The organism is Arenibacter sp. 6A1 (genome assembly GCF_012272855.1).
Taxonomy (GTDB): domain Bacteria; phylum Bacteroidota; class Bacteroidia; order Flavobacteriales; family Flavobacteriaceae; genus Arenibacter.
This window is the reverse complement of record NZ_JAAXCQ010000004.1, coordinates 270,262-288,420: the sequence shown is the minus strand read 5'-3', so window position 1 is coordinate 288,420 and position 18,159 is coordinate 270,262. Positions and strand designations below refer to the sequence as shown.

General features: G+C 38.1%; 19 protein-coding genes. 8 read left to right on the top strand and 11 right to left on the bottom strand.

Annotation, left to right across the window (positions count from 1 at the left end; genetic code table 11):
- Window positions 1–2: 2 nt before the first annotated feature.
- From trmD to HCG49_RS05295, 4 genes are all read right to left on the bottom strand, one after another.
- On the bottom strand, window positions 3–677 hold the full coding sequence (gene trmD, locus HCG49_RS05310) for a tRNA (guanosine(37)-N1)-methyltransferase TrmD (protein WP_168468501.1): 675 nt from the start codon (window positions 675–677) through the stop codon (window positions 3–5).
- Window positions 678–1,091: 414 nt separating this feature from the next.
- Window positions 1,092–1,715: a tRNA (guanine-N1)-methyltransferase gene (locus tag HCG49_RS05305; protein WP_168468500.1), complete on the bottom strand. Its 624-nt coding sequence runs from the start codon at window positions 1,713–1,715 to the stop codon at window positions 1,092–1,094.
- Between the two features lie 146 nt (window positions 1,716–1,861).
- Complete coding sequence (locus HCG49_RS05300) at window positions 1,862–3,310, bottom strand: glyceraldehyde-3-phosphate dehydrogenase (RefSeq protein ID WP_168468499.1); 1,449 nt, start codon at window positions 3,308–3,310, stop codon at window positions 1,862–1,864.
- Between the two features lie 128 nt (window positions 3,311–3,438).
- Window positions 3,439–4,836 carry a S1C family serine protease gene (locus HCG49_RS05295; protein WP_168468498.1) on the bottom strand — a complete coding sequence of 466 codons (1,398 nt, stop codon included), beginning with the start codon at window positions 4,834–4,836 and terminating at the stop codon, window positions 3,439–3,441.
- A gap of 127 nt (window positions 4,837–4,963) precedes the next feature.
- Here HCG49_RS05295 and dapF point away from each other — a divergent pair, with 127 nt between their 5' ends.
- From dapF to HCG49_RS05275, 4 genes are all read left to right on the top strand, one after another.
- The gene (gene dapF / locus HCG49_RS05290) at window positions 4,964–5,746 is read left to right on the top strand and encodes a diaminopimelate epimerase (protein ID WP_168468497.1); all 783 of its coding nucleotides are present in this window, start codon (window positions 4,964–4,966) and stop codon (window positions 5,744–5,746) included.
- Window positions 5,733–6,266 (top strand): GNAT family N-acetyltransferase, encoded by a 534-nt coding sequence (locus tag HCG49_RS05285; protein ID WP_168468496.1) that lies wholly within the window; start codon window positions 5,733–5,735, stop codon window positions 6,264–6,266. Before dapF ends, HCG49_RS05285 begins: the two co-directional genes overlap by 14 nt.
- Window positions 6,257–7,300: an endolytic transglycosylase MltG gene (mltG, locus tag HCG49_RS05280; RefSeq protein WP_168468495.1), complete on the top strand. Its 1,044-nt coding sequence runs from the start codon at window positions 6,257–6,259 to the stop codon at window positions 7,298–7,300. Before HCG49_RS05285 ends, mltG begins: the two co-directional genes overlap by 10 nt.
- Window positions 7,301–7,450: 150 nt before the next feature.
- Window positions 7,451–8,086, top strand: a complete 636-nt coding sequence (locus HCG49_RS05275) for a hypothetical protein (protein WP_072765311.1) — start codon at window positions 7,451–7,453, stop codon at window positions 8,084–8,086.
- 50 nt (window positions 8,087–8,136) lie between these two features.
- Here HCG49_RS05275 and HCG49_RS05270 read toward each other — a convergent pair whose 3' ends face one another.
- The 3 genes from HCG49_RS05270 to dnaA are packed head-to-tail and all read right to left on the bottom strand — an operon-like array spanning window position 8,137 to window position 10,764.
- Window positions 8,137–8,859: an SAM-dependent methyltransferase gene (locus HCG49_RS05270; RefSeq protein ID WP_168468494.1), complete on the bottom strand. Its 723-nt coding sequence runs from the start codon at window positions 8,857–8,859 to the stop codon at window positions 8,137–8,139.
- Between the two features lie 9 nt (window positions 8,860–8,868).
- Entirely contained in the window at window positions 8,869–9,327 is a 459-nt protein-coding gene (locus HCG49_RS05265) for a low molecular weight protein-tyrosine-phosphatase (protein ID WP_168468493.1), read from the bottom strand.
- Window positions 9,328–9,339: 12 nt separating this feature from the next.
- Window positions 9,340–10,764 carry a chromosomal replication initiator protein DnaA gene (dnaA, locus tag HCG49_RS05260; RefSeq protein WP_072765308.1) on the bottom strand — a complete coding sequence of 475 codons (1,425 nt, stop codon included), beginning with the start codon at window positions 10,762–10,764 and terminating at the stop codon, window positions 9,340–9,342.
- 200 nt (window positions 10,765–10,964) lie between these two features.
- On the opposite strand from dnaA, the gene HCG49_RS05255 reads away from it, so the two are divergent.
- Entirely contained in the window at window positions 10,965–11,363 is a 399-nt protein-coding gene (locus HCG49_RS05255) for an acyl-CoA thioesterase (RefSeq protein ID WP_168468492.1), read from the top strand.
- Here the strand turns inward: HCG49_RS05255 and HCG49_RS05250 are convergent.
- Genes HCG49_RS05250 through ribD form a run of 4 tightly spaced genes read right to left on the bottom strand, consistent with a single transcriptional unit; the run spans window position 11,360 to window position 14,489 of the window.
- A complete protein-coding gene (locus tag HCG49_RS05250) occupies window positions 11,360–11,968 on the bottom strand; it encodes an IMPACT family protein (RefSeq protein ID WP_168468491.1) in 609 nt (202 codons plus the stop codon). The genes HCG49_RS05255 and HCG49_RS05250 overlap by 4 nt on opposite strands.
- Window positions 11,969–11,976: 8 nt before the next feature.
- Window positions 11,977–12,840: an EamA family transporter gene (locus HCG49_RS05245; RefSeq protein ID WP_168468490.1), complete on the bottom strand. Its 864-nt coding sequence runs from the start codon at window positions 12,838–12,840 to the stop codon at window positions 11,977–11,979.
- Between the two features lies 1 nt (window position 12,841).
- Complete coding sequence (locus HCG49_RS05240; protein ID WP_168468489.1) at window positions 12,842–13,444, bottom strand: HAD family hydrolase; 603 nt, start codon at window positions 13,442–13,444, stop codon at window positions 12,842–12,844.
- The gene (ribD, locus tag HCG49_RS05235; RefSeq protein ID WP_168468488.1) at window positions 13,437–14,489 is read right to left on the bottom strand and encodes a bifunctional diaminohydroxyphosphoribosylaminopyrimidine deaminase/5-amino-6-(5-phosphoribosylamino)uracil reductase RibD; all 1,053 of its coding nucleotides are present in this window, start codon (window positions 14,487–14,489) and stop codon (window positions 13,437–13,439) included. Before ribD ends, HCG49_RS05240 begins: the two co-directional genes overlap by 8 nt.
- Window positions 14,490–14,531: 42 nt before the next feature.
- Here ribD and HCG49_RS05230 point away from each other — a divergent pair, with 42 nt between their 5' ends.
- The 3 genes from HCG49_RS05230 to ligA all read left to right on the top strand — a co-directional run bounded on the left by HCG49_RS05230 (window position 14,532) and on the right by ligA (window position 18,070).
- Window positions 14,532–15,020 carry a GNAT family N-acetyltransferase gene (locus HCG49_RS05230; protein ID WP_168468487.1) on the top strand — a complete coding sequence of 163 codons (489 nt, stop codon included), beginning with the start codon at window positions 14,532–14,534 and terminating at the stop codon, window positions 15,018–15,020.
- 70 nt (window positions 15,021–15,090) lie between these two features.
- Complete coding sequence (gene prmC, locus HCG49_RS05225) at window positions 15,091–15,966, top strand: peptide chain release factor N(5)-glutamine methyltransferase (protein ID WP_168468486.1); 876 nt, start codon at window positions 15,091–15,093, stop codon at window positions 15,964–15,966.
- 109 nt (window positions 15,967–16,075) lie between these two features.
- Window positions 16,076–18,070: an NAD-dependent DNA ligase LigA gene (gene ligA, locus HCG49_RS05220; protein WP_168468485.1), complete on the top strand. Its 1,995-nt coding sequence runs from the start codon at window positions 16,076–16,078 to the stop codon at window positions 18,068–18,070.
- Window positions 18,071–18,159: the final 89 nt, after the last annotated feature.

Sequence of the window (18,159 nt, the reverse complement as noted above, 5' to 3'; positions counted from 1 at the left end):
GTTTATTCCAATAGATCGGGGCGCAGTCTTTCAGTGCGTTTATATGCCTCGTCTTCACGCCATTCTTCAATTTTTGGGAAGTTTCCGCTTAATAAGACATCGGGTACTTTGGTGCCTTTATATTCTGCAGGCCTTGTGTATACGGGAGGGGCAAGTAGGTTGTCCTGGAAGGTGTCCGTTAAGGCCGAAGTTTCATTGCTCAATACTCCTGGTATAAGTCGAATAATGGTGTCGCACAAAACAGCGGCTCCAAGCTCACCACCAGATAAAACATAATCGCCGATAGAGATCTCTTTAGTAATAAACAGATCCCTAACCCTTTGGTCTACCCCCTTATAATGTCCGCATAAAATAATGATATTATTAAGTAACGATAGACTATTGGCTATTTTTTGATTTAAGGTAACCCCGTCTGGAGTCATATAAATTACCTCGTCATAATCGCGCTCCTTTTTTAAGGCTGTGATACATTTATCAATAGGTTCTATCATTAAAACCATCCCTGCACCACCTCCAAATTGGTAATCGTCAACCTGGTTGTAACTTAAGTCGGTGTAGTCGCGTAAATTGTGTACGTGGACTTCAACAATGTTTTTTTCTATAGATCTTTTTAATATGGAAGCCTCGAACGGACTTTTTAATATATCTGGTACTACGGTGATGATATCTATTCGCATCTTTTAATGGATAAGCAGTTTGTCAATTCCTTTATTAAGGAGCCATGCAAAAGTAAGGAAACCTTGCGAATCTTTAGGCAACACTTAGTAGTAGGAATAAGAATTGTCTATAGCTTTGTGTTGCTTCCTGATAGTATAACGCATCACTTGGAACTTAATTAGGATAAGAACAATATGTCATGGTGGTTTAAAATCTTACGGTACAGGATATAAGCACGGTAAAGTGAGCTGTAAAAAAAAGGATCGGACGCCCATTTTTCTTAAAAAATAGTTTTGTGGTCGGAAATTAAAACCAATATATCTGGATTTAGTAAATATCCTTTAGGATTAAAACTATTTCTTAAGGGAGGTCGTTTTAAAAAACGGGAAGTAGGCGCTAGCAAGACATAAAAAAAGCTCCATTAGGAGCTTTTTTTATTTTGTCTTTTTTTGCTTATTAATCTCGTCCTGTAATTGTCGGCTAATCTTTTGCTCTCTTTCCAAGGCGCGTCTTCTGTGATCTTCAAATTCAACTTCTACTTCGGCAAGGGATGTTTTGGCTTCCTGGGTTAGGATGTTACTGTTTCTAAACTTGTAAATAAAGAACAATAAAAGTAACAGTAGGCCAGCTATAATAGCCCATACGATAAAATTATAGGTGCTTTTTGCTACTAATAATCCTAAAAACGACATGCTGTCTTTTTCTTCCGTTACGGCAACAAGGGTATTTGTTGTTTCTTCCAGTTTCTGGTTTAAAGAAGCTACAGTTTCTTCCTGCCCCTGAATGGTAGCATTGAGTTTATTTATCTCTTTGTAATATTCATTGATAGAATCTAATACGTTTTGTCTTAACTTCAGTAGATTAGATTCCTTTACTACTTCGTACCGAATGCCATCGGCCCTGTAATTTCCCGATTTAACGGAGATATACTCAAATTGTGAACTCACTGGACCCTCATCTAAAGAAAGCTTGTCTGTTTCTTCTTCCGCCGTTTGGGAAAAGTGAATGTTAAATGACAATAGAGCCATTACAATAAAGAGTATTTTCGAAAATTTCATTTATGTAATTCTTATTGTTAATACTGATTTTGAACAGACAAAAGTACTTTAATAATCCCAATTAAGAAAAAAAAAGGGACACTACCTAGTTTTGTATTAGAAAACCGTGGTAGCGTCCTTTTCTTAGGTTTAGGGTTTGCTTCTTATTAATAGTAAGTAAATCTTCTGACCTTAGCGATGTATTTCGCCAATCTGATGACCTGATTAGAATAGCCGTATTCGTTGTCATACCATATATATAGAACAAGGTTTTTTCCGTCTTCCGAAACTATGGTTGCGGCACTGTCATAAATAGCCGGCGCGGAAGTGCCTACAATATCTGTAGAAACCAATTCTTGGCTCATCGAGTATTTTATCTGTTCTACCAAGTCGCCTTCCAAAGCATATTTTTTAATGATAGCATTAATGGTTTCTTTAGACGTTTTGCTTTTTATCGCTATATTTAAAATAGCCAACGAGCCATTTGGAACAGGGACTCTAATAGCATTGGAAGTGAATTTACCTTTTAGTTGTGGTAATGCTTTGCTTACTGCATTGCCAGCACCGGTTTCGGTAATCACCATATTTAGAGCAGCAGCTCTTCCACGCCTGTATTTTCCGTGCATGTTGTCTACCAAGTTTTGGTCATTGGTGTAGGCATGAATGGTTTCTATATGTCCTTTTTCGATGCCCAATGATTCCTCTACCGCCTTAAGGATTGGAGTAATGGCGTTTGTTGTACAAGAGGCTGCTGAAAATATTTTAGTAGTGCTAGGATCAAATTTTAGGTGATTGACACCATGTACAATATTAGGAACATCCTTTCCTGGGGCAGTAAGTAACACTTGACTGGCACCATTGGATTTTAAATGTCTGCTCAAGGCTTCATTGGTCCTGTAGGCACCTGTATTATCTATTATTAAGGCCGATGAAATTCCGAAAGCAGTATAATCAATATCTTCTGGCTGGTCGGCACTGATCATATGAACAGTAGTGCCGTTAATAATCATGGCCCGCTTTTTTAAATCTATATCTACAGTACCCATAAACTGGCCGTGAACAGAATCTGTCCGTAATAAATTGGCTCTTTTTTCTAGAATCTCGGCTGTAATAGCACCCCGAGTAACAATGGCCCTTAGTCTTAGCTGATTGCCCTTGCCTGTTTTAGCCATTAATTCTCGTGCAATTAACCTGCCAATCCTACCAAAACCGTACAATACTACATCTTTCGGGATTATTTCTTCACAAGATTTGGCTTTTTCCAGCTTTTCCATGATAAAGCTATTGATGTCGCTGGCGCTATCATGGTCCGAATGATATTCATAAGTAAGTTTTCCAATGTCTAGTTTGGACGGTGGTAAATTAATATCGTTGATGGTTCTTAAGATTTCCACAGAATCGAAAATGGAAATGGGCTTTTGGACAAATTGACCAGCGTATTCGTGTAGGTTGATAATATCGCTGACGTTTCTATCAATGACTTGATTTTTGAAAAGTACAATTTCGATGGATTTGTCGTACCATAGGTCACTGATGATTTTGATGAATTCGGTGGTGGCTTTTCTTCTGTCGGCCTGAAAAGCTAATTCCTTTTCATACAATGTGTTCGCATTCATTTGTCGTTGTTTGTTAGTTGTTGGTGAGTTATTTTTGGTAAAAATAGAAATTTCAAACGTTTTCGTAAACATTTATGAAATAAAAAAAGCGCCCCGTTAGGGGGCGCTTTTTACTAGTGTTTCTTTTCTTACTGAATAATCAGCCTTTCTTTTTCTCCTTTTGCCGTTAGCATGGTGATACTGGCTCTACCGTATCTAGAGATTCTGCCAAATAAGGTCTTGGCTTCTTTGATATTGTTGATTTCTTGGTCTCCAAAAGAAAGTAATACCTTTCCTTCTAAATCATAGGCTCTAAAAGTTTCGGGAACACCGATGATTTTTACTCCTTTTTTCGTCCTGAACAGCTTTTTGTCTTTTTCGGTAAGATTTTTTACTTCAAACCCGATTACCGGAATAACAATAGTCTGTCTTTCTTTTAGGGTAACATCAAATTCTAGGCTTTCACCATCTCTCAATACTGTAACTTTTACCTGGTCTCCTGGCCTTTTTGTAGCGATATACCCGGTTAGGTCGGAGGAAGTATGAATGTTAATCTCGTCAACTTTTTTAATGATATCACCTGTTTTCATCTCTGCATCATAGGCTCCAGAATCTTCTTCAATAGATTCCACATAAACGCCATCAATATTATGAAGGCCATTTTTTATGGCGTATTCACTAGATAGCCGAGGAGGGGTGATCCCTAGGATTCCCTTTTGAACGTTGCCGTATTCCATAATATCTTCTACTATCTTTTTGGCAATATTACTGGGAACAGCAAAAGAATATCCCACATAGGAACCTGTTTGGGAGGTGATTGCTGTGTTAATTCCGATAAGGTCACCATTGGTATTTACTAAGGCTCCACCGCTATTACCTGGATTTACCGCGGCATCGGTCTGGATAAACGACTGGTCTATTCTTCCTAATGCCCTTGCCTTGGCACTGACAATTCCGGCTGTAACCGTAGAAGTAAGGTTAAAAGGGTTGCCCACGGCCAATACCCATTCTCCGACCTTGGTATTGTCCGAGTCTCCAAAGGCTAAATAAGGAAGCTGCCTGTCTGCATTTATTTTTAATAAAGCAATATCTGTATTAGGGTCGGTACCGATTAATTCGGCATCATAGGTTTTATTGTTGTTTAGGGTAACTTGTAAATGGTCTGCCTTGTCTATTACGTGATTATTGGTGACAATATATCCATCCGATGAAATGACAACGCCAGAACCTGTACCTACCTGAGGTCTATGGGTGCTTCCGGAACCGTAAAAATATTCTATGATATTCGAAGGAGTCTTGTTTAAGGTGACATTTTTAACGTGTACTACAGCGTTTACAGTGCTTTCTGCTGCCGAAGTAAAATCTACCTCGTTAATTCCTGCTCCCCTAGCCGAGGTGGGTGTGTAGCTGGAGGTTGTTAATACGCGTGAACCATTATCTTGAGAAATGATTGCAAAGTTCGGTTTTTCGAAAAAAAACTTGTAAGCCCCCAAGGTAATTGCTCCTGCAAAAACAGCTACTAATAATAAACTTCCGATTTTTTTCATAAAAACAAATATTTGAATTAGCTTTTGTAAAATTAACATATTTTCGGAACCATAAATTTGGTTTAACGCCTTTTTAACTGCTAAAATAACCTTAATAAAATTATATCTTTGTGGTATAAAATTCAATATGAAACTACAGTTTTTTAAATATCAAGGGACAGGGAATGATTTTGTAATGATCGATAATCGGCAAGAGACTTTTCCGAAATCAAATACCAAATTGGTAGCTTTTTTATGTGACAGGAAATTTGGCATTGGTGCCGATGGACTAATTTTGTTGGAAAATGACGGGGCATCCGATTTTAAAATGGTGTATTACAATTCCGATGGCAACCAGAGTAGTATGTGTGGTAATGGGGGTAGGTGCTTGGTGGCCTTTGCTAATCATCTAGAAGTTATAAAAGGGGAGACCACTTTTATTGCCGTAGATGGGTTGCACCATGCTAGTATTACCGGTGATATGGTGAGTCTGCAAATGCAGGATGTGTCCGAAATTAATGAAAAGGAACATTACGATTTTTTAAATACAGGATCGCCACACCATGTGCAAATCGTCAGCAACCTTCAGGATCTTGATGTTTCCAAAGAGGGGAAAAAGTTGCGTTACGGAATATATGGAAAGGAAGGTAGTAATATTAACTTTGTTCAGCAAGAAGACCAGGCAGTGTTCAGTGTAAGGACTTATGAGCGAGGCGTTGAAGATGAAACCTTGTCTTGTGGTACAGGAGTGACGGCAGTGGCCCTGGCGATGCATAACAGCGGAAAAACACAAAGCAATCAGGTTGCTATAGGAACCTTAGGCGGTGAACTACAGGTGAAGTTTAATAAAACAAAAGAGGGTTATAAAGAAATATTTTTAATTGGCCCGGCCAAGTTAGTCTTTAAAGGAGAAATAGATGTTGAGCCTTAAAGGAAAACAGATTTACCTAAGAGCCTTGGAGCCTAAAGACCTAGAGTTTCTTTATCTCCTAGAAAATGATCCGGAGAATTGGGAGATTAGTGGGACAACAGCGCCGTATTCTAAACACGTATTGGAACTTTACTTGGAAAATGCTCATAAAGACATTTATGAAGTAAAGCAACTGCGTTTGTGTATATGCGATCTAAATGATCGTGCGATCGGTTTTATTGATCTTTTCGATTTTGATCCTAAAAACTTAAGGGTAGGATTAGGGATTATAGTGCGTCAGTCCGGAGACCGTAATAAAGGTATCGGTACAGAGGCAGTTGCTTTGTTAACAGACTATGTTTTTTCGGTTCTTGGATTAAAACAAATCTATACGAACGTTTTGGAAGATAATGACCCTAGTCTTCATTTGTTTGCGAAATTGGGTTTCGAAAAAGTAGGAGTAAAAAAAGATTGGATTGTTTCCAATGGTAAATTTAAAAATGAAATTTTGTTTCAAAAGCTAAATAAGCAATGTATATAAGAAAAATTATTCTGCTAATCGTATTGATAGGTGTACTGGTAGGCGGTTATTTTACCTATAAGGTTTATAGTGCCTTTTTTGTGCCAAACACAAAATTTAGCAATGAAACTGCCTACATCTATGTTTCTTCAGATGCCAATTTTGAATCGGTAAAAGAAAGTTTAGAGCCGTTATTGAAAGATATGGAGACCTTTGAAACGGCTGCCAAGAAAAAAGGATACGATGTTCATTTGAAGGCAGGTAAGTATGCTGTTAAAAAGAGCATGAATAATAATGAGATCATAAATTCTCTTCGAAGCGGAAATATTCCGGTTAAGGTGGCTTTTAATAACCAGGAAACCTTGGAAGAACTTGCGGGGAGGATTTCCCAACAGATCGAAGCGGACAGTATTTCTTTGGTAAGTGCCTTTAGGAATATAGACTTTTTGGAAGATAATGGTTTTAATAAAGCCACAGCTTTGAGCATGTATGTTCCTAATAGTTATGAGTTCTTTTGGAATACATCGGCAGAGGGCTTTATGAGCAGAATGCTTAAAGAATACCATAGGTTTTGGAACGATAAACGAAAGGAAAAAGCAAAGGCCTTGGGTCTTAGTCCGGCTGAGGTAGTTGTAGTGGCTTCTATTGTACATAAAGAAACGGCTAAGGTAGATGAAAGGCCAAGAGTGGCTGGGGTTTATCTTAATAGGTTGCGCATAAGAATGCCTTTGCAGGCCGATCCTACCGTTATTTATGCCATAAAGCTTCATTCCGGAAATTTTGATACCATTATTAAACGAGTGCTCTATAAGGATCTGGAATTAGATTCTCCTTACAATACATACAAGGTAGCAGGCTTGCCTCCTGGGCCTATAGCGATGCCCGACATATCGGCTATAGAGGCCGTATTGAACCCGGAAAAACACGATTATTTGTATTTCGTGGCCAATGTAGAAAATTTTGGTTACCATAAATTTGCCAAGACTTTATCGCAACACAACCGTAATAAGGAGCAATATGTGCGCTGGATCAACGCACAAAAGATTAACCGCTAAACTTTTTAATAAGGTCTTTTGACTATTAAAATTAATCCAAAAGATAATTTTTGGTTAAATTAGAGGGTGTCTCAAAAAACGGTTTTATATTTGCAGCCTGTAATTTAAGCAAATCAGTTTTTTGATTATAAGTCTTAAGAAAACAAACATATGAGAAAGTGGACAAATTATTTGTTCCCCGTTATCATTATTTTTATTCTTATTAGTTTTGGTTTTGGGTTTAATACTAAAAAGGTAGAAGTACCCGAATCCTTAAGAGTAAATGGACCTACTGAAGTTTTGTATCCCGAACACAAAACAATTTTAAAAATGCCGCTGGTTGCCCCTCCATTTTTAGGAACCTCCTATAATGGATTTAAAGAAGCCTTAGCGTTTAAGGAATCTCAAGGAAATTACTTTACGACCAATGCTTTTGGTTATCTGGGTAAATATCAATTTGGTATAGGAACCCTAGAGCTTCTTGGTGTGTATAATGCAACAAGGTTTTTAAACGATCCCATTTTACAGGAAAAGGTATTTCATACCAATCTTTCCAGGAATAAATGGATTCTCCGAAAAGACATTAAACGTTTTGTCGGAAAGGTGATTAATGGTCAGGAAATAACGGAATCTGGAATTTTAGCGGCAGCGCATTTGGCAGGAGCCGGGAATGTAAAAAAGTATCTGCGCTCCATGGGTACCATGAATGTGAGCGATAGTTTTGGGACTGGTATAGATTATTACATCAAAAAGTTTTCGGGATACGATGTTTCTCATGTAACCCCTAAACGAAACCCTAGGATTTAATGAAATGAATAAAATAAAAAAGCCTTAACTTTTATTGTTAAGGCTTTTTTTTATGCGTGGATGATAAATATCGTAGGTCTTTTATGGAGTTCCAGTTTTGCTTTTCCCCACTCTCTTACCGTTTTGGTTTTAATGTACTCTGTAGGTAAAGTGATATCGGTACCAATACAAATTTGAGTATTTTCGGAAAGGGTCTTTAATAATTCTTCAAATAATTTATTGTTCCTATAAGGAGTTTCTATAAATATTTGAGATTGGTTAAAGTCGCGAGAAGTCTTCTCATATTTCTTGATACTCTTCTTTCTTTCGCCAGATTCAATCGGTAAATAGCCGTTAAAGGCAAAGCTTTGACCGTTAAGACCACTGGCCATTAAAGCTAGTAAAATAGAAGATGGGCCAACCAAGGGAACAACTTGTATGCCTTTTTGATGGGCAATAGCAACGATGTCTGCTCCGGGATCTGCAATGCCAGGGCACCCGGCTTCCGATAAAATACCCACATCCAAACCATCGATGCATGGATCTAAGAAAGTAGGCAGAATTTCGGGAGGGGTAAATTTATTCAGTAAATTTAACTGTAAGCTTGGTTGGGACTTTTTAGGGCTAATTTTTTTTATGAAATGCCTGGCTGTTTTTTCGTTCTCTACAATATAGTGGTCAACTTCCTCAATGGTTCTTTTTATCGAAATGGGTAAAACCTCAAGAGGTTCGTTGTCGCCCAGGGTAGTGGGGATTAAAAATAATCTACCTCTTCTGTTTGTGTTTTGTTCCATTTGTTGCTGTTATTTTGCATTTAACTCTTTGGCTATTATAGTGCAGGCCTTGTCAATTAAATGATAAACCTGTTCAAAGCCTTCGTCTCCACCGTAATAGGGGTCGGGAACCTCGTGTAAGTTACTGTCTATATGTTTTAATAAAAGGCTTACTTTTTTTCGATCCTTATCGTTCTTGGTCAAGGCCATGATGTCCTTATAATTACTCTTGTCCATAACATAGATGTGATCGAATAACTCAAAGTCTGAGACATCGAATTTTCGGCACCGTTGTTGACTGATATCGATCCCGTACTTTCTTGCTATGGCAATAGATCGGGGGTCGGGACTTTTTTCAAGATGATAGCCGGCAGTGCCAGCAGAATCTACAAATACGTTATTAGGGTCTAATTTGTCGGTAAGAATGCCTTCTGCCAAGGGTGACCTGCAAATATTACCAAGGCAAACCATTAGAATTTTGGTTTTCATGGAATGCCTTGTTTATGAGAATTTTTTGCTTAAATCTTCAATGTATTTTTTGAACTGCTTGTCGGTTTCCGCCAAGTTATCAACTGTTTTACAAGCGTGCAATACAGTGGCATGGTCTCTTTTTCCGATCTGGGAACCTATACTAGCCAAAGAAGCTTTTGTGAATTTTTTTGCAAAAAACATGGCTAGTTGTCTTGCTTGTACGATGTGTCTCTTTCTAGTTTTTGACTGTAATGTGCTGACATCCATCTCAAAATAATCTGAAACTACCTTTTGGATATAGTCGATAGAAACTTCTCTCTTCGTATTCTTAACAAACTTTTCTACTACGAATTGTGCTAACTCTAAAGTAACTTCTTTTTTGTTGAAGGAAGATTGGGCTATTAATGAAATAATCGCACCTTCTAGCTCTCTGATATTAGATTTTATATGTTTGGCTACATATTCAATAATTTCCTCTGGCATTTCAACGCCATCACGATACAGCTTGTTTTTTAAAATGGAAATCCTAGTTTCATAACCTGGTGTTTGCAATTCTGCAGACAGTCCCCACTTAAAACGTGATAATAGGCGTTGTTCAATATCCTGCATATCCACAGGAGCTTTGTCCGAAGTCAAAATTACTTGCTTTCCATTTTGGTGCAAGTGGTTGAATATATGGAAGAATACATCTTGTGTACCCGATTTTCCGGATAAAAACTGTACGTCATCTATAACTAGGACATCTATCAATTGGTAGAAGTGGATAAAATCGTTCCTAGTATTCTTCTTTACAGATTCTATATATTGTTGTGTAAATTTCTCGGCAGAGATATAAAGTACTGTTTTCTCAGGATACTTGTCTTTTATTTCGACCCCTATAGCATGTACTAAATGGGTTTTTCCTAGTCCAACGCCTCCAAAAATTAATAAAGGGTTAAAAGAGGTGCCTCCTGGTTTATTGGCAACGGCCATACCGGCAGATCTTGCTAGTCTGTTAGCGTCTCCTTCCAGAAAATTATCAAAACTATAATTTGGGTTTAATTGGGATTCGATTTTTATATTTCGAATGCCAGGAATCACAAATGGATTTTTTAATTCCGGATTTTTTGATTTTATAGCAACATCGAGCTCTTGTGGCTCAACGCGCGATCTGTTAGCGCTTGGTATTTTTTCTGTAAAAGGCTCACGATTACCATAAGTATTTTCCATTTTGATAATATATACCAATTTTGCGGTTTCTCCTAATTCTTTTGTAAGGGAAACTTTTAAAAGCTTTACATAGTGCTCTTCGAGCCACTCGTAAAAGAATTTGCTTGGAACTTGTACACTTAAAGCGTTGTCGGATAGCTTTATAGGTTTAATCGGCTCAAACCAAGTTTTGAATGCCTGCGGCTGGATATTGTCCTTAATAAAGCTCAAACAATTGTTCCATACGGAAGTTGCAGTAACACTCATTTTTAAAATCCTCTTTTTTGTTGTTATTGTAAATATTGTTGATATTTTGCTTTGTTTTGCAGCGCTATCACGTTAGGCAAATATGTGAACAATTATTCTAAGAAAAAAATTGAAAAGGGGTTGAATATCTTGTTTTTTTTCCCCATGCCGGATGCCAATTTCGGCTCCTTTTAAAGATATCAAAAATAATAATGATTATTATGAAGTACGACGAAATTTCTTTCAGGGTTAGATATGGTGAGACAGACCAAATGGGAGTGGTGTACCACGGAAATTACGCCCAATACCTGGAAATGGGTAGAGTAGAGTGGTTAAGGAAAATAGGAGTGTCCTATAAAAAGATGGAGGCTAACGGTGTTATGCTCCCAGTGGTGTCATTGAATATAAATTTTAAGAAATCGGCCTTATACGACGACCTTATTACCGTGGTTACCATCTTGAAAAAAACACCTATGGTGAAAATAGAGTTTGACTATAAAATCTATAACCAAGACAAAGAGTTGTTGATAGAGGCTAATACCGTTTTGGCTTTTATAGATATGAAGGCAAATAAACCGATGAGATGTCCCGATTATATTTTAGAAAAATTGAAGCCCTAAGTATCCTGAACTATTTTTACAGGATGCATTAATGAAAATATTTTTTCTACGCGTGGTGCATCCTGTTTTCTTACTGACAATCGGATCTTACACTTCATGGTCATTTCTTGTGAAATTATTTCGAGCTGCTGCTGCTTAATGGTGCGCATAACTTTATCCATTTCCGGATAGTCAAAATGAAGGACAAATTCCTGTTTTAATGTTTTCTCTACGATTACGGCAGTATCTAGTGTCATTTGGGCAGCGGTCTTATAAGCGCTTATCAGTCCGCCCACCCCTAGCTTTGTGCCTCCGAAGATTCTGGCTACGGCAACAAGCACATTGGTGACCCCAAAAGATTGTATCTGGCCGTAAATAGGCATCCCTGCGCTATTATTAGGCTCGCCGTCATCATTGGCACGGTACCTGATTTGTTCTACCCCTAATTGCCATGCATAACAAACATGGTTGGCAGTATGGTGCATTTTTCTGAGGTCTTCAATAATAGTTTTTACATCGTCCTCGTTCTCTATCGGAAAGGCGTATCCGAAAAATTTGCTTTTTTTCTCCTTGAATAGGATTTCAGTCGAAGGAGTGTCTAGGGTTTTGTAGGTGTCTGTTTCCATAAGAATCTTCAAAATAACGCAACTAAAAAGATACTGGCAACTGCTAGTGCTATTCCTGCCCAATTTTTTTTGCTAATATGTTCCTTAAACAAGAGAATTCCCAAGAGAGTAGACAACATAACTATGGCAACATTATTTATGGTAAACACGGTTGCCGTACTCAAACTTTCATGTTGTAAGGCGTTTAATAAAAAATATACCGAAAAGTAATTTGGAACCCCAAGGCATACCCCAGCTAGGACGTTTTTTAAATTGATGGAAATCTTTGATCTAAAAGATTTAATCACTATGTATATAAAGCCAATGCCGGCAGCAGAAGCAAAAACAGCAGCTGAGAACAATGGAAACTCTTCCTGGGGAACCCAACTCGATTCTAAGTACTTTATACTAGTGTCAATGACCCCAGAACCGATAAAAACGGATAAAGGGAGAATTAGAACTCTTTTATCGATTTTAAGCCCCTTTTCTTTAACCGATACAAAATAGACCGCAGCAAGGGCTAGAACGATACCAATGATTTTAAGAATGGAAAGCTTTTCATTATAAAAAACAACGCTGAACAATACCGGGATCACCAAAGACATTTTGGTGGCCACCGAAGCCACCGATACGCCGCTCTTTTGGGAAGTGGCGGCCATAAGGTTAAAAACGAGAATAAATAAAAAACCAAGGAGCAGGGTGCCCAAAAACCATGGTTTTTGTGGAATCTCAGCATAGGTGATATTCTTTTGATAAAATAGTAACCCTACAATACACGCTACAAAATAATTGGTGATAATAGCGTAAAGTGTTTCTATTTCGTATTTCCTAAATAATTTAAAAATGACAAAAATTAGGCTTGAGAAAATAACACTTAACGCTAAATCAACCATTTTAAAGCCTTTCTTTTAAACTGATGATGTCTTCCTTGCCAACTAAAAGATTCCAGGTTTTTATTCCAAGTGGTGATGCGGCCAACGTATTTTCTATGGAATCGTCTATGAAAAATGTTTCTGAAGGCTTTAAATTGTTTTCATTCAGTACGAACTCAAAAATTTCTTGGTTTGGTTTTCTTAATCTAATTTCATGAGATAGATAAAATTGCTCAAAACAATTCCTAAAACGTTCAAATTGTTGTTTTCCCATTTGTTGTTCTACATGAGGAATGTGCAAGGCATTTGTATTGCTAAGTAGAAACAAGCGGTAATCTTGTTGTTTGACCAAATCTTCAAGAAATTGTAATCGATACTCGGGAAAATCCAGTAACATGGAATTCCATATTCTTTTTATTTCCGTAGGACTAACCTGGGGAAAATGTAAATGCAGTTCGTTTAGAAATTCTTCGGGGCCAATACTGCCTACTTCAAATGCTTCATTTAAGGGGGTTAACCTAGGTAGAAAATCATGGACCCCATGTTTTTCCATTTCCTTAAAAACAATTTGTTTGTCCAAGTTAATGAAAATGTCGCCAAAGTCGAAGATGATGTTTTTAATCATTTTTTAGAAAAATTAAGTTGTCCGTGTCAATATATTGTTCAAAATGTCGACGCCCATTTATTATAGGGGCTTTTAGTCCCTTTCCAAAAACGGGTTTACCGATAAAAATCCGAGCTTCATCCCATAGATTTTCAGAAATAAAGGTTTCCAGGGTTCGGCTGCCTCCTTCAATAATAACACTTAAAATCTGATGTTTGTGAAGTATCTCGCAAATTTGTTGGGCGATATTCCCTGAGAAATCTATGATTTCGTAGTCTATGCCTTTAAGATGGGCGTTTGTTGCTTCCACAGCGGTGATGACAATTGTTTTTACACTGCCGTCCATCATATGGTAATGGGGTGGAATTTTAAGCGCTTTATCTAATACTATTCTTATGGGGTTTTTTCCCTTCCAATGCCTTATATCTAATTTAGGATTGTCTTGCAAAGCGGTGTTGGTACCCACTAAAATGGCTTGTTCCTCAGAGCGCCATTGGTGGACCATTTGTTGTGAGTATGAATTGGTGATCCAAAAAGGTTCTGGGGTGCTGCTTCTTTTTTCTTGGGAAGGGGCTATATATCCGTCACTGGTTTCGGCCCATTTTAAAATAATATAAGGGCGTTTTTTATCGTAGAAGGTCAGAAAGCGTTTATGATGGTCCTTGCACTGGTTTTCCAAAACGCCAACACTTACATGGCAACCTGCAGCTCTTAGTTTCTCTATTCCTTTCCCAGCTACTTTTTCATGTGGGTCTAAAAGACCAATAACCACCTTTGGAATCTTATGTTTTAAGATAAGGTCGGCACAAGGAGGTGTTTTGCCAAAATGGGAGCAAGGTTCCAGGGTTACATAGATGGTTGCCTCGGCCAGTACACTAGGGTCGGCAACGGATAGAATGGCGTTTACTTCGGCATGTGGACCTCCATAAGGGCTCGTATAGCCCTCGCCAATTATTTTGTCGTTATGCACAATAACACTTCCTACCATAGGGTTGGGGAAGGTTGTGCCCAGGCCATTTTTAGCTAATTCAATGCACCTGGAAATATATTTTTCATGTATCTTCACTTCACAAAAATAGCATAATAATTATATAGTTATAAGAACCATATGGTCACAGCAATTATAAGGGAAATAAAGTCCGAAGACAACCAAGCGGTAGCCGGGTTAATCCGGAAAGTTTTGGAAGATATGGGGGTGCCTAAGGTAGGTACTGCCTATGAGGATAGTTCCTTAGACCATATGTTCGAAAATTATCAGCAACCCAAAGCCGATTATTTTGTGGTGGAGGACCGGGGAAAAATTATAGGGGGAGCAGGAATAGCCCCGCTAGAGAATTACCAAGGGAACGTATGTGAATTGCAAAAAATGTATTTTTTGGAAGAAGCTAGAGGCCGGGGTCTAGGGGGTAAGATGATGGAAATATGTATGCGGAAAGCTGTAGAATACGGTTTTGACCAATGTTATTTAGAGACCATGCCCTTTATGAAAGATGCCCAGAAACTATACCTTGCATCCGGATTTGAATATTTAGAATCGCCTATGGGAAATACAGGTCACTATTCTTGTCCTGTTTGGATGCTTAAGAAATTATCTTAAACTGTGGTTTACTTATTGATTGCAGAAATGAAATAGAAAGGCGAAATTTGGCGATTACAACGCTTATGCTATGCTGCTTAAAGAAATTAAAAATATTTTTCATCAAGAACTTGGCACTGTTTATCCCAAAGAGGAGATAGATAGCTTTTTTTATATGATGATAGAACATTATTTGGGGTTAGAAAGATTTGTTTTGGCCTTAGAGCCTAATTTGATGGTCTCTAAGGCAGAAGAAGGTTCTTTGTTTTCCGGATTGAGTCAATTAAAATTGCAACGCCCTATTCAACATATTCTAGGTAAGGCCCATTTTTTTGATTTGGAGTTTTCCGTGACCCAGGATGTATTGATTCCTAGGCCGGAAACAGAAGAACTGGTGCAATGGATTCTAGACACCATGAGAATCAGAAAGGAAGATGCTAGGGAGCCTAAGGAGCCAATACGGATTTTAGATATTGGGACCGGTAGTGGATGCATTGCTATTTCCTTGGCTAAAAATCTTGGCGAAGCAAAGGTTTTTGCGCTCGATGTTTCTCAGGATGCCTTAAAAATAGCCAAGCAAAACGCCTTGGATAATGAGGTGGAAATTGAATTTTTACACTCCGATATACTCCAATTGAAAACCCTAGATGACACCTTTGATGTTATTGTCTCTAATCCGCCTTATGTTAGGGAACTCGAAAAAAAAGAAATGAATGCCAATGTGCTCGATCATGAGCCTAATTTGGCTCTTTTTGTATCGGACCATGATCCGTTGGTGTTTTATAGGACGATAACAGCATTTGCCACTACTCATTTAAAAAATGAAGGGGTGTTGTTTTTTGAAATCAACCAATATTTGGGGGAGGCCTCGCAAGAGTTGTTGGAGGCTGCTAGTTTTACGGATATAGAACTCCGTAAAGATATGTTTGGAAACGACAGAATGCTGAAAGGCGTGTTAAAGCAATAAAGATATATAAGAAAATGACGACCCTTTAGTGAAAACTTGGTTGTTGTTTTATGAACGAAAAATTAAAAACCTTTTCTGTGTTGAACATGGGAAAAAGGAGCATTTTTAAATGGATATAAAACAAAAAATAGAAGAACTGCGCAAAGCGCTACAAGAGCATAATTATAATTATTATGTATTGGATAGTGCTACCATATCTGATTTTGAATTTGATATGAAATTAAAGGAATTACAGGAATTGGAAGCTAAATATCCTGAGTTCTACGACGCCACTTCTCCTACCTTAAGGGTTGGGGGAATGGTTACGAAAAACTTTGAAACTCTTGTTCATGAACATCGCATGTATTCTTTGGACAATTCATATTCCAAGGAGGATTTGGAAGATTGGGAAAAAAGGATTCAAAAAATATTGGGCGATGTGACCGTAGAATTTACCTGTGAGCTGAAATATGACGGAGCTTCTATTAGTTTAACCTACGAGGATGGTAAATTGGTCCGTGGTCTAACCCGTGGCGATGGTTTTCAAGGAGATGATGTCACTAATAATATCAAAACAATTAAGACCGTTCCTTTACAATTAAGAGGCGACTATCCTTCAAAATTCGATATAAGAGGAGAAATTGTCTTGCCTTTTGAAGCTTTCGAAAAGATGAACCTCGAAAGAATAGAAAACGGAGAGGAACCTTATATGAACCCAAGAAACACCGCTGCTGGAAGTTTAAAATTACAAGATAGCGCCTTGGTAGCGGAACGACCTTTAGAGTGTTTGCTGTATAGTGTTGTGGGAACAAATCTAGGACTGAGCTCGCAATATCAAGTATTGGAAAAAACCAGAAGCTGGGGTTTTAAAGTGCCTACCGTTGCAAAATTGTGTAAAACCACCGATGAGGTAATGGAATTTGTAGATTATTGGGATATTCATAGGCATGAATTGCCTTATGAAACCGATGGTGTGGTGGTTAAGGTTAATAGTATTCAACAACAGGAAGAATTGGGGTACACTTCCAAGGCACCACGTTGGGCCATGGCTTATAAATTTAAGGCAGAGCAAGTATCTACGGTTTTAGAAGAGATTACCTATCAGGTAGGTCGTACCGGGGCTATTACACCGGTCGCCAATTTAACACCGATACTTTTGGCCGGTACTACCGTAAAAAGAGCTTCTTTGCACAATGCCGATCAAATAGAAAAATTCGACATCAGGGTAGGAGATACCGTTTTTGTAGAAAAAGGAGGCGAGATAATACCGAAAATAGTCGGAGTGGACTTAACAAAAAGATCCGAAAATTCATTGCCGACGCAATATATTGACCACTGCCCAGAGTGCCATGCACCCTTGGTGCGTACAGAAGGCGATGCCAAGCATTATTGCCCCAATGAATATGGGTGTCCACCACAAATTACGGGGCGTATTCAACACTTTATTTCTAGAAAAGCCATGGATATAGAAGGCTTGGGCGGAGAAACAGTAGAATTGCTTTTTAAAGAAGGGCTAATTGAAAATTATGCCGATTTATATACCCTAACCAAAGAACAGTTATTGCCCTTGGAGCGAATGGCAGAAAAGTCGGCCGAAAACTTGATAAATGGGGTGGCGGCATCTGTTAATATTCCTTTCGAAAGGGTGCTGTTTGCCTTGGGGATTAGGTTTGTAGGAGAAACAGTGGCTAAAAAATTGGCCAAAGCCTATAAGAATATTGAGGCCTTAATGGTAGCTTCTGTCGAAGAACTGATCACTGTTGATGAAATTGGACAGCGTATTGCCGAAAGTGTTGTAGGTTTTTTTGGAAACGAAAAGAATTTGGAAATACTGAAAAGGTTAAGGGCTTATGGTGTGCAATTTGAACTTTCTGCAGATAAGCTTCTAAATCAGACAGAACTCTTTAAAGGGAAAACCTTTGTGGTTTCCGGGGTGTTCGAAAAAGTGAGTAGGGACGAGCTTAAAAAAATGATCGAGGATAATGGAGGTAAAGTGGGGTCGAGTATTTCTTCTAAAACTTCCTTTCTTGTCGCTGGGGATAAAATGGGGCCCAGTAAAAGAACGAAGGCAGAAAGTACAGGTGTGCCCATTATTTCTGAAGAAGATTTTCTCGAAATGCTATAAGGTATAGGGAAACTACCTTAGAACGGATTGAAGTAATAACGCAGTTTTTTTCTGGTAGGTGATACTGTCAGAAATTTTTATAAGTAGAT

Excerpts from the sequence above, each read along its gene's own strand:
- HCG49_RS05230 (WP_168468487.1), top strand. The coding sequence starts at position 14,532 with ATGGTCACAGCAATTATAAGGGAAATAAAGTCCGAAGACAACCAAGCG.
- HCG49_RS05250 (WP_168468491.1), bottom strand. The coding sequence starts at position 11,968 with ATGGAAACAGACACCTACAAAACCCTAGACACTCCTTCGACTGAAATC.
- HCG49_RS05270 (WP_168468494.1), bottom strand. The coding sequence starts at position 8,859 with ATGGAACAAAACACAAACAGAAGAGGTAGATTATTTTTAATCCCCACT.
- HCG49_RS05240 (WP_168468489.1), bottom strand. The coding sequence starts at position 13,444 with ATGATTAAAAACATCATCTTCGACTTTGGCGACATTTTCATTAACTTG.
- HCG49_RS05255 (WP_168468492.1), top strand. The coding sequence starts at position 10,965 with ATGAAGTACGACGAAATTTCTTTCAGGGTTAGATATGGTGAGACAGAC.
- HCG49_RS05245 (WP_168468490.1), bottom strand. The coding sequence starts at position 12,840 with ATGGTTGATTTAGCGTTAAGTGTTATTTTCTCAAGCCTAATTTTTGTC.
- dapF (WP_168468497.1), top strand. The coding sequence starts at position 4,964 with ATGAAACTACAGTTTTTTAAATATCAAGGGACAGGGAATGATTTTGTA.
- HCG49_RS05295 (WP_168468498.1), bottom strand. The coding sequence starts at position 4,836 with ATGAAAAAAATCGGAAGTTTATTATTAGTAGCTGTTTTTGCAGGAGCA.
- HCG49_RS05305 (WP_168468500.1), bottom strand. The coding sequence starts at position 1,715 with ATGAAATTTTCGAAAATACTCTTTATTGTAATGGCTCTATTGTCATTT.
- HCG49_RS05300 (WP_168468499.1), bottom strand. The coding sequence starts at position 3,310 with ATGAATGCGAACACATTGTATGAAAAGGAATTAGCTTTTCAGGCCGAC.
- HCG49_RS05275 (WP_072765311.1), top strand. The coding sequence starts at position 7,451 with ATGAGAAAGTGGACAAATTATTTGTTCCCCGTTATCATTATTTTTATT.
- HCG49_RS05285 (WP_168468496.1), top strand. The coding sequence starts at position 5,733 with ATGTTGAGCCTTAAAGGAAAACAGATTTACCTAAGAGCCTTGGAGCCT.
- HCG49_RS05265 (WP_168468493.1), bottom strand. The coding sequence starts at position 9,327 with ATGAAAACCAAAATTCTAATGGTTTGCCTTGGTAATATTTGCAGGTCA.
- mltG (WP_168468495.1), top strand. The coding sequence starts at position 6,257 with ATGTATATAAGAAAAATTATTCTGCTAATCGTATTGATAGGTGTACTG.
- ligA (WP_168468485.1), top strand. The coding sequence starts at position 16,076 with ATGGATATAAAACAAAAAATAGAAGAACTGCGCAAAGCGCTACAAGAG.
- dnaA (WP_072765308.1), bottom strand. The coding sequence starts at position 10,764 with ATGAGTGTTACTGCAACTTCCGTATGGAACAATTGTTTGAGCTTTATT.
- prmC (WP_168468486.1), top strand. The coding sequence starts at position 15,091 with ATGCTGCTTAAAGAAATTAAAAATATTTTTCATCAAGAACTTGGCACT.
- trmD (WP_168468501.1), bottom strand. The coding sequence starts at position 677 with ATGCGAATAGATATCATCACCGTAGTACCAGATATATTAAAAAGTCCG.